The organism is Thioalkalivibrio sp. ALE22 (assembly GCF_000381445.1).
Lineage (GTDB): Bacteria > Pseudomonadota > Gammaproteobacteria > Ectothiorhodospirales > Ectothiorhodospiraceae > Thioalkalivibrio.
The window spans coordinates 115,233-127,248 of sequence record NZ_KB906506.1 but is presented as its reverse complement, the minus strand read 5'-3'; the positions used below and the strand labels follow the sequence as shown (position 1 = coordinate 127,248).

The following is a 12,016-nucleotide window of genomic DNA, read 5'->3' as shown; positions in this document are numbered from 1 at the left end:
GCCGCCTGGAGCTGGTCGCTCATCTCGGCTTCCAGAACCTGCTGGACCGCCTCGCGCACCAGCGTGCGCATCAGTTCCTCGTCTGTCCCCAAAAGCGCTCGCAGTGACGTGCGATCCGCAGTAGCCTGCCTCTTGTGAGTGGTCATGGTCTCGCCCTCCTTGAGGGGTTCCGGTGGTCGCTAACCAACCCGAATACCATGGCCGCTCACCTCCTGCCAGCTTCTGCACATAACTCAGCACACTACTCACCTGATTGCATCGATTCGCTTCCTAGTTACCCGTCCGGTTTAGCGTCCGGTTATCGTCCGGTTATCGTCCTGCGTGTCCGGTTTAGGGTGTCCGTCCTGTCCGGTTTCCTTTAGGAACCGGACGGACGGACGCACCGGACGCCTGGACGGACGAAACCGTGGTCGATGGATACCAGGCCAGAGTCGACGCAGGCCTTGCGAACTTCCGCCCAGCGCTGCCTCGACATCCCTGCGTCCCGGCATTGCTGTTTCCACTCGTCGACCTCAACCCGAGCGGTGTCGGGGTCGAACCCCCCGCGTTCGAGGTTGGCGCGCCGCGACTCAGAAAGACGGTTGAGTTCGTCCATGGCGACCTGCTGCCACTTGCCTTTCCGGTTGGACGGCTTGGCGGGCGGCTCATAGGTCGTGGATACCAGGGCCGCGGACGTGACCTCGCGCCCGTCGTGGTCCTCGATACCCAGGGGCACGCTGCGCAGCTCAAACGCCAGGGGTTGGGGAAAGGGCGCGTCCTTCATCTTGCTGGCCTCCACGCGAACCGTGCCGGCTTCGTCCTTGTCCATGCGGTATTCAGCGTCCAGGGCACCCCGCAGGGCGGTGGCACCACGGGCGCGGGCCTTGTCGCCGTGGCCGCTGTGGTGGACCAGGAGGACGGTGCAGGTATACCGGGCGCGGATCGCGTCGGCCGCCTGGACGAACACGCCCATATCGCGAGTGCTGTTCTCGTCGCCGGGGCCGAAGTTCCGGGCCACGGTGTCGATCACGACCAGGGCCGGCGGCTCGCCAATAGGCACGGCGTCGACGGCGGACACGACCGCCTGCGCGGACTCCGGATCACATAGGGCTGCGGGCGCACAGGAGACGTACAGGGGCGCGTCCGCGGTGGTCTGGCCCGTGTGGGTCTCCCAGGCCACGAAACGCCGCTTCAGGCCGTTGTGGCCCTCGCCAGCGATGTAGATCACCGAGCCCTGGCTGGTGGGGTTGCCGTGAAAGTCGGCGCCGGTGGCAATACAGCAGGCCAGGTCGACGGCCAGGAACGACTTGCCGCAGCCGGGATCGCCGAACACGAGCGCCAGGGATTCCGCCTCCAGGTAATCGCGCACCAGGAACCGCGGCGCCCGGAACTCCAGGTCGGAAACATGCAGTAGCTTGAAACGGGGCGGCTCCATCCGCTGTACCGGTATGGAGACGGTTTCAGCCATTGCGCACCTCCGGGATAAACAGGGTGCCGGACTCGTCCAGGACGCGTTCGACACCATCACGGAGAAGCGCGCCGATCAGCTCGCGAACCTTGGCGCCTTCCGTGGGGCCGGTGAGAATGACCAGAACGGGGTCGTGGCCGCGGCACATGCGCCAATCCAGCGCGGCGGGATCTTCCTCGGGTGGGGCCACCAGGACTACATGGCTCGGTCGCTGACGCGCCCACTTCCAGGCGTTCGGCCCGGCCGCGATCCAGACGGTGTGCGGCGGGTGGCGCAGGGCTTCGGCGTGCCTGCGGGCATACGGGGGCAGTTTGCGGCCGTTCATTGGTCACCCCTGGACAGGGCGGCCTTCAGCGCGGCGATGAAGCGCAGCTTCGCGCGGGTCTTCTCCCGGCCCCGATACGCCCCAATGACGTGTGCGCGAACGTGCGCGATGCGGAACAGGTCGTCAGCGGTGATATACTCAGACTTGAGTGCTTGGTCGTGCTCATTCCCCGCGCCTCGCGCCGCCTCCCCCGCGGCCGGGGCGTTTTTGTTGAGGCGCTCCATCAGGACACCTCCCGCACCGGTTGTACGCGGTTGGCGTTCAGCCAGGCATCCACGTCGGACTTGCGATATCGGACCTGGCCGCCGACTTTGATCCAGGGCGGACCTTCACGGCGATTGCGATAGCGGATGACGGTGCGCTCGCTGATCGCTGCGAGCTCGGCGAGCCCTTTGGTCGTTAGGAGGGTGTCTTTCTCTTGCATCGGTCTGGCTCCGTTTGGCTACGGTTGCCAGTTCACCAGTGCGCGGGGTGTCCTCAGACCCCCAACAAATCACCCTATTTCTTTTCCGATGTTCCGAAGTGCTGTTGTAGCTGTGCTGTGAGCGTGGCGTGTGGCTCAGTGGGATTCAGGCCACCAAACCGGCTGAAGGCACTATCCACAGTCTTTCGGGACACGGAAAACCGCTCGGCTGCGAGGTCCTGCGCGGTCTCACCAGGCGCCCGCCGGCCCTTGCTGTCGAGCGGAACCCCCTGGCCGATCAGACGGTGAATCTCAGCGAATATGCGCCGGTCTCGATCATCATTCCGGCGGCGCTGGTCTGGCGAGTAGCCGCGCCGCCTATGCCGACCTTCTACGATCGCGGCCAGGGCCTCGCGATTCTCCGGGCTCAATAGCTCAGGGAGACCATGCGCGATGGCGATATGCAGCTTTTTCGGGTCGTCATAGGCGAGTGCTTCCCGAATGGCGCGCTCGACAAACCAGGCGGTTTTCGCGGTGACCACACTCCCGTCTTCGTCGGTGTAGGTGAACGTCCCCATTACGCCCGGCCCTCCGCGATGCTCACCACGTTATCGTCCCCGGTCTCCCCGCTGGCGATGCGCAGCAGGCGACGTTCCCAGCTCTCCAGGGCGGCCCGCTTCTCCAGGTCGTAGCGGTGAAGATCGTAGACCGCGGCGATCCCGGTGCGGACGTGCCCGATGGTCTGTTCGGCGACCGTCTCAGATACGCCAGCGGCGGCCAGGCCGGTGCGCATCGTCCGGCGCAGGTCGTGAGGCCGCCAGCGGGTGCCGCCTTCCATGCCGAAGTCCTCTGCGCAGCGCAGCACCGCCTTACTGACAGCCGACACGCCGGGCGCCTGGTCGCCCTTCGCACCGAACACGTAGACGCGGCTTCCCGTGCGCTCTCTGGCCGTCTCCAGCAGCCCCAGGGCCGTTTCCGTCAGCGGCACCGTGTGCGCGGTCTCGGTCTTGCCCCGCCGGGTGGCCGGGATGGTCCACAGATCGCCCCGCACCTCGTCCCAGGTCATCCCCGCGACTTCGCCGGGCCGTTGGCCGGTCGCGAGCACCATCTTCAGGATCAGCAGGATCAGCGGATGCATACTTTCGGGCGGGGTCTCCCGATTCCAGAGTGCGGCGATCTCGGTCTCACTGAGTATCCGGTCGCGGCGTTTCGGGCTCAGGCGGGCGGAGACGCTACCGGGCTTGATGCCGGCGGACACGTCGAACTCAATCAGGCCGCGATCCTCAGCCCACCGGAATAGCTGCTTCGTGTACGTCAGCGTGAGCGCAGCCGTCCGGCCATGCTTGGCTGCCACGTCCTCCACCGCTTCAATGATGTGGTGCTTGCGCACGGCGGCCATGCGGTGCTTCCCCAGGCCCGGCTTGATATGCCCGTGAAATATCGCGCGGATGCTCGCGTAGGAGGCCAGGTCTTTCTTGGTCTTCAGGAATCGGTCGGCAGCCTCGCCCACCGTGACCTCCCCGCGACTCTCCCGGCGTTGCTCGAGGATATCCGCGCCGGTGTCCACGTCCTGGCGGAACTCCCGCGCCTGCTTGCGTGCGGCCGCGAGTGACCAGGTGCCGTGATCGCCAATGGTCAGAAGACGGTCCTTGCCCTCCTTCGATCGGTAGCGCAGAACGAACGACTTCTTCCCGGCGCGGGTGATGCGCACCCCGAACCCCTTTGGGGCATCCCGATGGGTGTCGAATATGAGGCGCCGGCCCTTCTCCGGCTTCTCCAGCTTGGCGACTGTCGCCTCGGTCAGGTTTGGCATCTGACAGATCCTCTCTTGGTCTCAGGCCCTGTGACTGGTCACAGCATGGTCACAGTATAAGAGGGTATCTGTTGACACTCAACGTCAGTCGGTGTCACTATCTCAACCAAGCCATAACAGTGGCTTACAGGCGGAAGACCTTGTGTGACCTGGCCTTCTCAGACCCCCTAGATTTTGATTTGTAATCAGAGGGTCGCAGGTTCGACTCCTGTCGCCGGCTCCATTTTTCGGGCTCCCACAGCCAGTGGTGTTCTCTCCTGACGCACATCCCTACCTTGACGATCGCCCCGCGGGGTGTAATCTCGGAGATACGAGGTTGTCCAGAGGCGCCCCACAGGGAAGCCGAGTCAGCAGGCCCGGCTTTCCCCCGGGCTACGCCCCGCAGACAACCCCCTCGGGCTCTGCCCCAAGGAGGCGTCATCATGTCCACAGACCGCTTTTTCATGTTGTTCGCAGGGATCGTCGTGCTGGTCAGTGCCCTGCTCGCCTGGCTGGTCAGCCCCTGGTGGCTGCTGCTCGCGGCCTTTATCGGCGTCCACCTCATTCAGGCCGCGTTTACCGGCTTCTGCCCCCTGATCATGATCCTGAAGTCGATGGGGCTGAAGCCTGGCGAGATCTTCCGCTGAGTCCCCACAGGCCACTTTAGGCTCAACGTTCCCCGTAGGGTGCGACCGCCCCGCACCCCTTGTAATCACGGGCGACAGACTACATATTAGCGATTACTAATACGAAACCCGGAGGCATCATCCATGAGCATTGACCGCATCGTCCTCGCCTTTGCCGGCACCGTCGTGATCATCAGCGCCATCCTCGCCTGGCTCTTCACCCCGATGTGGCTGATCCTGACCCTGTTCGTTGGCTTCAACCTGCTGCAGTCCGCCTTCACCGGCTTCTGCCCGCTGGCGATGATCCTGAAGGCCATGGGCGTGAAGCCCGGGGAAGCCTTCAACTAAGCCCCTCGACCAGACCATCTCCTCGCGAGGCCCGGGCGCCATTGGCCCCGGGCCTTTTCTTTTGGCGTTCCCCGGTGCGCGATACGGTAGCCTACACTCACGGGAATAACCCCCTGCGCGAGGTGCCCGCATGCGCTTCCGAGACCGCAATGAAGCCGGTGAGCGGCTCGCCCGCGCCCTGGACCGTTATCGAGGTCAGCCCGGGGTCGTCTATGCGTTGCCACGAGGCGGGGTGCCGCTGGGCGCTGTGGTCGCCCGGCACCTGGGCATGGCCCTGGACCTTTTGATCCCGCGCAAGATCGGTCACCCGTTCCACCCCGAGTACGCCATCTGTGCCGTACCGGAACACGGCGAACGGGTCTGCAATCCGCGCGAGGCGGAGCGCGTGGATCCCGACTGGCTGGAGCAGGCGGAAGCGCACGAGCGCTCGGAGGCCCGGCGGCGGCGCGAGTTGTACTGCACGGCACCCGCGACGGAGGTGACCGGCAAACTGGCCATCATCGTCGATGACGGGATCGCGACTGGCCTGACCATGCGGGCCGCGATCCGCGACGCCCGCCAGCGCCGGCCCCGCCACCTCGTCGTGGCCATCCCCGTCGCGCCGGCGGAGACCGCCGCGCTGCTGGAAACCGAGGCAGACGAACTGGTCACCCTGGATATCCCGGAATATTTTCGCGGGTCCGTCGGGGCTTATTACGAAGATTTCGAGCAGACCTCGGATGACGAAGTCATCGCCTTGCTCGCCTCGGTCCACCAGTCGCAACGACCCGATGTCTCCCGCTGAGGACCGTAACGTAAGCCTCGTCTTGGATGGCGATCCCCACCAGGGCATCCTCGACCTGCCCGGGTCGCCCGTCGGACTGGTCATCTTCGCGCATGGCAGCGGCAGCAGCCGCCTGAGCCCCCGCAATCACCAGGTCGCAGTCACCCTGCAGGACAGCGGCCTGGCCACCTTGATGTTCGACCTCCTGACCGAGGAGGAGGACCGGACCTACGCCAACCGCTTCGACATCGAGCTGCTCGGCCGGCGGCTGGTGCAGGCCTGCCAATGGGCGACGGCACAGCCCACCCTGGCAGCCCTGCCGCTGGGACTGTTCGGCGCGAGCACCGGCGCGGCCGCAGCGTTGCGGGCCGCCGCGGCCGCGCCACAAGCGATCCGGGCGGTCGTCTCGCGCGGCGGACGTCCGGACCTGGCGGGTAACGCCCTGGAACGGGTGCAAAGCCCCACGCTGCTGATCGTGGGCGGCCTCGACACCACCGTCATCCAGCTCAACCGCCAGGCGCAGGCGCTGATGCCCGCCCGTTGCGATCTGGAGATCATCCCCGGCGCCACGCACCTGTTCGAGGAACCCGGCACGCTGGAACAGGCGGCGGAACTCGCGGCGGCCTGGTTCCGTCAGTGGCTCCCTACGGCGTGATTGCCACTTTCAACACGCCATCGCGCTGATGCGAAAAAAGGTCGTAGGCGGCCTCGATATCGGCCAGCTTGTAGCGGTGCGTCACCATCGGCGTCAGGTCCACGCGCCCCGAAGCAACCACCTCCATCAGCCGGCGCATGCGCTCCTTCCCGCCGGGGCACAGCGTCGTCACGATGGTGTGGTCCCCCAGACCGGCCGCGATCGCATCTAGCGGCATCGAAAGCTTGCCCGAATACACCCCGAGACTGGATAGCGTCCCGCCCGGTTTCAGGATGCGCAGGCAGGCCTCGAAGGTTTCCTGCTGCCCCAGGGCCTCGATAGACACATCCACCCCGCGGCCCCCGGTCAGGTCCATGATCGCTTCGACCGGGTCCTGTTCGTGGAAGTTGATCGCCACATCCGCGCCCAGCTTGCGGGCGGTCTCCAGGCGTTCCGGCACGCCATCGACCACGATGATCCGGGTCGCGCCCATCAGCTTGGCACCCGCCGTGGCACACAGGCCGATCGGGCCCTGGGCGAACACCGCCACCGTGTCGCCGATATGGATGTGCCCGCTCTCCGCACCGCCGAAACCCGTGCTCATGATGTCGGGGCACATCAGGACCTGCTCGTCACTGAGCCCGTCCGGCACCGGGGTCAGGTTGGCCTGAGCGTTGGGAATACGCACGTACTCCGCCTGGCAGCCATCGATCGTGTTCCCCAGCTGCCAGCCCCCCATGGCCTTGCCACCGCACTGACTGGAGATGCCTTCCTGACAGGAATGGCACTGCCCGCAGGGCGTAATCGCCCCCGCGATCACACGCTGGCCCACCTCGTAGCCGGTCACCGCGCTCCCCAGCTGTTCGATCACCCCGACGGGTTCGTGCCCGACGATGCGTCCAGCCTCCACGGGATACTCGCCCTTGAGGATATGGATATCGGTCCCGCAGATCGTGGTGGTCGTCACCCACAGCAGGGCATCCGTCGGCCCGATCTCGGGGATGGGCCGGTCCTGGATCTCGATCCGACCCGGCTCGACGAAAACCGCCGCCTTCATCGTACTCATGCTGGCCTCCTGGGGTTTGGCCGGTTGTTGCGTTTGGCATCCACGTGGACCCTGTGTCTCGAACATAGCAGGCCGTTCGCCCGGTCACTTGAACCGAGCATTGCGATCGCGACCCGACGATCGCCTGCCGTACAATAAGGCTACATCCGCCGTTCAGGATCGCATGTGATCTCGCTCATCCCCCGCCTGTTTCAACGCGCGCCGGCCCTCGACCCGGAAAGCCGTGCCTGGATCCACGCGATCTTCGACTGGGCCGAGAACGAACCCCACCTGGGCCCGCTTCTGCGCAAAGCACACCTGGTATTGCCCACGGCCGAGCACTTCCCCGGCCAGGCGGACAACCGGCAGGCGATGGCACAGCTGGTATTTGATCGCGTTCTGGAGCATGCCGGGCTCGCCGACGGCCCGTTTCGGCTCTCGCATCCCGGCAACCTGATGGACGCCCCGGTCCCGTGGGACGCCATGGGCACGGCACGCGCCGCCCGGAGCGGAGCGACAGCCCAGAGCTCGGGAGTGGGTATCCCCTACGATCCGGAACTGGTCCCCCATTCCCAGGCCCTGATCGCCCACTTCGCACGCGAGATCGCCCTGCGTCTGCTCGCCACGGCGCGCCAGACCCCACCGGCCCTGGAAGGCAACGAGGCGCACATCGCGGAGCTTCTGGCCACCCGCATGGGCTTCGGCGTAATGCTGGCCAATACCGCCTTTCAGGTCCGCGTGAATCAGTGCGGTGCCTGCAAGGGCCCGTCTGCCGAACGTGAAGCCGCGCTGTCCCGCGATGATCTTGCCTATGCCCTGGGTCTGTTCTGCCGCGATCAGGGGATACCGCCGGGACGCGCCCGCGCCCATCTGAATACCCCGCTTCGGCCCGCCCTGCGCCATGCCCTGCGCGACCTCGCCCGCCGTGATCGCGAAGTCGCCAGCGGCGCGGCCTGAGCCCGCTCGACGACCACTCGCGCCAGCGTTATTTGATGCGTTTTATAAGGAAAACACAGTAACTTACCGACGAAACGGATCGTTTCCTCAAGCAGGCTGAGCAGCCGGTCCGCGCGCATCGTGGACCGCTTGAAGGGCACGACCGGGCGATCTAGTGATCAGGGTGCGAAACCCCGGCTCCCTGGAGGCCCGTAATGAAGACTCTGCGCTACGCTCTTGCCGCCCCCATCGCCCTCGTACTGGCTGCCGCGCCACTGCACGCCAGCGAGGGGACGTTCGATACCCCCACCCTGATCCCCGAACTCGCGGTCAAGGCCGCCGAGGCGGCGGTACAGGCCTGCCGCGATCGCGACACCCAGGTGACCGCGGCGGTGGTCGACCGCCACGGGACGCCCCAGGCGCTCAAGCGTGATCGCTTCGCCGGGCCACATACCGTGGACACCGCTATCAGCAAGGCCTGGACCGCCGTCAGCTTCCGCACCGACACCCTCGAACTGCGCGAAATGACCGATCCCGGCGCGGCCGGTTACGGGATCCAGCATCTGCCCCGGGTCAGCATCCTGGGCGGGGGCAAGCAGATCATGGCCGGGGGCCGCATTATCGGCGGCATCGGCATCTCCGGCGCGCCCAGCGGTCAGATCGACGATGAATGCGCGGCCGCCGGCATGGACGCGATCGCCGACGACCTGCTCTGATCCACGTGACGTGGGGGCCTTGCCGCCACGGGCGGCAAGGCCCCCGCTCGAGATCCCCTCGATCCCTTCAGGCCGCCAGCAAACCGCTGCGCTGCAGCCCGTCAAAGATGAACTGCATGGCCAGCGCGCTCAGCAGGACCCCCAGGATGCGCGTCAGCACATGCGCCCCGGTCACGCCCAGCCAGTGCTGCAGCCGCGAGGCCACCAGAAGGCACACCAGCGCGAGGACCATCACGGCGACCAGCGCGCCCAGCACCACCACCTGAGCGGCGGGATCGCCCTCGGCCCGGCTCATCATCAGAATGGCGGCCCCCATCGCGCCGGGGCCGGCCAGCAACGGCGTCGCCAGCGGGAAGATCGACAGGTCCTTGCGCGTCCGCGCCTCCTGCGTCTCCGCCGCCGTCGCCGATACGCCGCCGGAACTGCGGGCGAACACCATATCGATCCCGATCAGCAGCAGCAGGATACCGCCTGCGGTATACAGCGCCGCCAGCGAAATGCCCAGAATCGAAAGCAGCGCCTCTCCGACCAGCGCGAACAGCAGGAGAATACCGCCGGCCACCAGCGCCCCGCGGATCGCCATAGCTCGCCGCTGGGCCGGGCTCATGCCCTGACTGAGCACCGCGAACACCACCGCCACATCCACCGGCCCGATGGTCACGAAGAACGTGGTCAGCGCGACGATTCCCAGTTCCAGCATGGCGGATCCCTCCTCTCGCGGCCCCTTTCAGGGGGCATGGCACAAACCTGAATGAGCCCGACACTTCGAGGTGTAAGTTGCCCTTCGTGTTTCACGAACCTACTTTAGCGCGCTCTGAAATACCTATTGGGGAGCCATCCAGCCATGAAACGTCGTGTTGTCGGTCAGCTGACGCTGGCCAGTCTGCTTGCGTCACCCACCCTTGCCCACGCCCAGGACGCCGCGCAAACACTGGGCACCGTGTCGGTCACGGCCACGGGCTACGAGACGCTGATCGACGAGACCCCCGCCTCGGTCACCGTGATCGAGTCCAGCGAGATCCGCAACCGCGAGGCGCGCACCCTGGGCGATCTGCTGCGGGGCCAGCCGGGCATCGCCACCGCTGTCGACGGATCGGTGGGCTCCGATCCGATCATCCGCGGGCTCAAGCGCGACCAGGTCCTGGTGCTGGTGGACGGCGTACGCATCAACGCCATGCAGCCGCCGGCGCGTGGCTCGCTGGCGTCCTACGTGAACGTGGACCTGATCGAACGCATCGAGATCGTGCGCGGTCCGGGCTCCGTACTCTATGGCGCCGGCGCCATGGGCGGCGTGATCAACGTCATCACCCGCGGCGGCGACTTCACCGAGGAGCCCGAGACCCGTGGTTTCTCGCGCCTCGGTGTCACCTCGGTGGATGACGGTATCCGTGGCGCGGTCGGCGTAACCGTCTCCAACGACCGCAACGTGCTGGACCTGTCCACCGCGTATCTGAACACAGACGACTACAAGAACGGCGACGGCGACCGCCTGCGCGACTCCGGCACCGAACAGAACGCCTACCACCTGCGCTATCGCGGCAAGCTGGCGCCGGGCCACGAGGTCCAGTTCCGCGCCCAGCGCGACGAACGCAAGGACGTCTGGTACCTCGCCTCGCGCAACTTCAACGAGACCCCGCCCAGCGCCTCGCCCAGCCCTATTGCTCCACCCCTGGGCCTCAACACCCACTACACCCCACGCCAGACACGCGACCTCTTCGAACTCCGCTACGAGGGCGAACTGTCCGGCGCCTGGGCCCCGCGCGTCGAGGCCTCTGTCTATCGACACGAACTCACGCGGGGCAACTACGACTGGAACGCGGAACTGGGCCGCGACTACCGAACCTCGGATACCGACTTCACCACCGATGGCCTGCGCGTCCAGACCGAACTCGTCCCCACCGACGACCAGATCCTCCTGGTCGGTGCCGAGGCCTGGCGCCTTCGTGCAAGCCCCGTTTCGTTCATCGGCACCGAGGCCAACGGGTTCCGACCGGAAAATGCCGCGCCCACCCCGTTGGTCGAGAATGGAAGAATTGAATCCGCAGGGGTCTTCGTCCAGCACGAGACCTACCTTGACTGGGCGACCGTCAACCTTGGCGCCCGCTATGACGAAGTACGCGGCAGTGCCGACGCCGCAGCGAACGTGCCTGGGCCTCTGGACAAGACCGATCGCAACTTCAGCTGGTCGGCCGGGCTCACCTGGCACCTGGACGAGGCCTTCAACCCCTACTTCAGCCTGTCCGAGGGCTACCGCTCCGCCAGCCTGCTCGAGCGCTACCTGACCTACCCCTACAGCGACGGCTTTACCTGGCAGAGCGACCCGCAGCTGGACCCAGAACGCAACCGCACCTTCGAGGTGGGCGCCCGCGGCCACATTGGCGCGACCTCGTACACTGTCGCGGCCTACGAGAGCCGGATCCGCGACTACATTGGTGGAAGCGTGGTTGCTCTTGATCCATTTCCGATCAAGCAAACCATCAACCTCGACGAGGCCCGCATCCATGGTGTCGAGGCCCTGGTGGAGCACGCCTTCACCGACGCGATCACCGGCTACGCAAGCGGCACCTGGATCCGCGGGCAGAACCGCGACAGCCGCTTCGACGAACCGCTGACCCAGATGCCGCCGCCAGAGGCCAGCATCGGCCTGAGCCACACCGTAGCCCAGGGCTGGCAGTGGGATGCGCGTGTGCGCGCCGTAGCGAGCCAGAGCCGCACGGCGGACACGTTCACCGACGGGACCGAGCGCAACACCTCCGGGTTCGCCACCGCCGACCTCGCCGTGGGCTACCGCTTCGGGCCGAGCGCGGGCTTTCGTTCCAACGAGATCACCTTCAGCGTGACCAACATCGCGAACAAGACCTACCGCGAGCATGTCAACGAAATGACCGAAGCCCGCCTGGACCCGGCCAACGGTGTCCAGGACATCTGGGCCCCGGGCCGCAGCTTCGGACTCACCTGGAATGCAGAATTCTGAGCGACTG

General features: G+C 66.2%; 15 protein-coding genes. 7 read left to right on the top strand and 8 right to left on the bottom strand.

Translation table 11 applies throughout. The features are described 5' to 3' along the window. Positions 1-358: 358 nt before the first annotated feature. From F793_RS0109385 to F793_RS0109360, 6 genes are all read right to left on the bottom strand, one after another. The gene (locus tag F793_RS0109385; protein ID WP_018882346.1) at positions 359-1,447 is read right to left on the bottom strand and encodes a helicase RepA family protein; all 1,089 of its coding nucleotides are present in this window, start codon (positions 1,445-1,447) and stop codon (positions 359-361) included. Continuing rightward, complete coding sequence (locus tag F793_RS0109380) at positions 1,440-1,772, bottom strand: hypothetical protein (protein ID WP_018882347.1); 333 nt, start codon at positions 1,770-1,772, stop codon at positions 1,440-1,442. Before F793_RS0109380 ends, F793_RS0109385 begins: the two co-directional genes overlap by 8 nt. After that, entirely contained in the window at positions 1,769-1,996 is a 228-nt protein-coding gene (locus tag F793_RS0109375; RefSeq protein WP_018882348.1) for a hypothetical protein, read from the bottom strand. The genes F793_RS0109380 and F793_RS0109375 overlap by 4 nt, the downstream gene beginning before the upstream one ends. Then, positions 1,996-2,196, bottom strand: coding sequence for a helix-turn-helix domain-containing protein (locus tag F793_RS0109370; RefSeq protein ID WP_018882349.1), 201 nt, complete (start codon positions 2,194-2,196; stop codon positions 1,996-1,998). Before F793_RS0109370 ends, F793_RS0109375 begins: the two co-directional genes overlap by 1 nt. A 74-nt stretch (positions 2,197-2,270) precedes the next feature. Then, a complete protein-coding gene (locus tag F793_RS0109365; RefSeq protein ID WP_018882350.1) occupies positions 2,271-2,753 on the bottom strand; it encodes a hypothetical protein in 483 nt (160 codons plus the stop codon). Further along, positions 2,753-3,988 carry a site-specific integrase gene (locus F793_RS0109360; protein ID WP_018882351.1) on the bottom strand — a complete coding sequence of 412 codons (1,236 nt, stop codon included), beginning with the start codon at positions 3,986-3,988 and terminating at the stop codon, positions 2,753-2,755. Before F793_RS0109360 ends, F793_RS0109365 begins: the two co-directional genes overlap by 1 nt. 422 nt (positions 3,989-4,410) lie before the next feature. Between F793_RS0109360 and F793_RS0109355 the strand changes: the two genes are divergently transcribed. From F793_RS0109355 to F793_RS0109340, 4 genes are all read left to right on the top strand, one after another. Beyond that, complete coding sequence (locus tag F793_RS0109355) at positions 4,411-4,614, top strand: DUF2892 domain-containing protein (protein ID WP_018867382.1); 204 nt, start codon at positions 4,411-4,413, stop codon at positions 4,612-4,614. 123 nt (positions 4,615-4,737) lie between these two features. Beyond that, positions 4,738-4,941 (top strand): DUF2892 domain-containing protein, encoded by a 204-nt coding sequence (locus F793_RS0109350; RefSeq protein ID WP_018867381.1) that lies wholly within the window; start codon positions 4,738-4,740, stop codon positions 4,939-4,941. Positions 4,942-5,071: 130 nt separating this feature from the next. Beyond that, entirely contained in the window at positions 5,072-5,725 is a 654-nt protein-coding gene (locus F793_RS0109345; protein WP_026280869.1) for a phosphoribosyltransferase, read from the top strand. After that, positions 5,712-6,359 (top strand): dienelactone hydrolase family protein, encoded by a 648-nt coding sequence (locus tag F793_RS0109340; RefSeq protein WP_026280870.1) that lies wholly within the window; start codon positions 5,712-5,714, stop codon positions 6,357-6,359. Before F793_RS0109345 ends, F793_RS0109340 begins: the two co-directional genes overlap by 14 nt. Here the strand turns inward: F793_RS0109340 and F793_RS0109335 are convergent. Continuing rightward, on the bottom strand, positions 6,349-7,404 hold the full coding sequence (locus F793_RS0109335; protein ID WP_018882354.1) for an NAD(P)-dependent alcohol dehydrogenase: 1,056 nt from the start codon (positions 7,402-7,404) through the stop codon (positions 6,349-6,351). The genes F793_RS0109340 and F793_RS0109335 overlap by 11 nt on opposite strands. A gap of 165 nt (positions 7,405-7,569) precedes the next feature. Between F793_RS0109335 and F793_RS0109330 the strand changes: the two genes are divergently transcribed. Both F793_RS0109330 and F793_RS0109325 read left to right on the top strand, forming a co-directional pair. Continuing rightward, complete coding sequence (locus F793_RS0109330; protein WP_018882355.1) at positions 7,570-8,340, top strand: hypothetical protein; 771 nt, start codon at positions 7,570-7,572, stop codon at positions 8,338-8,340. A 194-nt stretch (positions 8,341-8,534) separates the two neighbouring features. Then, positions 8,535-9,035, top strand: a complete 501-nt coding sequence (locus F793_RS0109325; protein ID WP_018867376.1) for a heme-binding protein — start codon at positions 8,535-8,537, stop codon at positions 9,033-9,035. Positions 9,036-9,102: 67 nt separating this feature from the next. Here F793_RS0109325 and F793_RS0109320 read toward each other — a convergent pair whose 3' ends face one another. Next, positions 9,103-9,735: a MarC family protein gene (locus F793_RS0109320; RefSeq protein ID WP_018882356.1), complete on the bottom strand. Its 633-nt coding sequence runs from the start codon at positions 9,733-9,735 to the stop codon at positions 9,103-9,105. Positions 9,736-9,879: 144 nt separating this feature from the next. Here F793_RS0109320 and F793_RS0109315 point away from each other — a divergent pair, with 144 nt between their 5' ends. Continuing rightward, on the top strand, positions 9,880-12,009 hold the full coding sequence (locus F793_RS0109315) for a TonB-dependent siderophore receptor (RefSeq protein WP_018882357.1): 2,130 nt from the start codon (positions 9,880-9,882) through the stop codon (positions 12,007-12,009). Positions 12,010-12,016: the final 7 nt, after the last annotated feature.

Bases quoted from the DNA above. Each gene is read 5' to 3' on its own strand.
- F793_RS0109385 (WP_018882346.1), bottom strand. From the start codon at position 1,447: ATGGCTGAAACCGTCTCCATACCGGTACAGCGGATGGAGCCGCCCCGT.
- F793_RS0109380 (WP_018882347.1), bottom strand. From the start codon at position 1,772: ATGAACGGCCGCAAACTGCCCCCGTATGCCCGCAGGCACGCCGAAGCC.
- F793_RS0109375 (WP_018882348.1), bottom strand. From the start codon at position 1,996: ATGGAGCGCCTCAACAAAAACGCCCCGGCCGCGGGGGAGGCGGCGCGA.
- F793_RS0109370 (WP_018882349.1), bottom strand. From the start codon at position 2,196: ATGCAAGAGAAAGACACCCTCCTAACGACCAAAGGGCTCGCCGAGCTC.
- F793_RS0109365 (WP_018882350.1), bottom strand. From the start codon at position 2,753: ATGGGGACGTTCACCTACACCGACGAAGACGGGAGTGTGGTCACCGCG.
- F793_RS0109360 (WP_018882351.1), bottom strand. From the start codon at position 3,988: ATGCCAAACCTGACCGAGGCGACAGTCGCCAAGCTGGAGAAGCCGGAG.
- F793_RS0109355 (WP_018867382.1), top strand. From the start codon at position 4,411: ATGTCCACAGACCGCTTTTTCATGTTGTTCGCAGGGATCGTCGTGCTG.
- F793_RS0109350 (WP_018867381.1), top strand. From the start codon at position 4,738: ATGAGCATTGACCGCATCGTCCTCGCCTTTGCCGGCACCGTCGTGATC.
- F793_RS0109345 (WP_026280869.1), top strand. From the start codon at position 5,072: ATGCGCTTCCGAGACCGCAATGAAGCCGGTGAGCGGCTCGCCCGCGCC.
- F793_RS0109340 (WP_026280870.1), top strand. From the start codon at position 5,712: ATGTCTCCCGCTGAGGACCGTAACGTAAGCCTCGTCTTGGATGGCGAT.
- F793_RS0109335 (WP_018882354.1), bottom strand. From the start codon at position 7,404: ATGAGTACGATGAAGGCGGCGGTTTTCGTCGAGCCGGGTCGGATCGAG.
- F793_RS0109325 (WP_018867376.1), top strand. From the start codon at position 8,535: ATGAAGACTCTGCGCTACGCTCTTGCCGCCCCCATCGCCCTCGTACTG.
- F793_RS0109320 (WP_018882356.1), bottom strand. From the start codon at position 9,735: ATGCTGGAACTGGGAATCGTCGCGCTGACCACGTTCTTCGTGACCATC.
- F793_RS0109315 (WP_018882357.1), top strand. From the start codon at position 9,880: ATGAAACGTCGTGTTGTCGGTCAGCTGACGCTGGCCAGTCTGCTTGCG.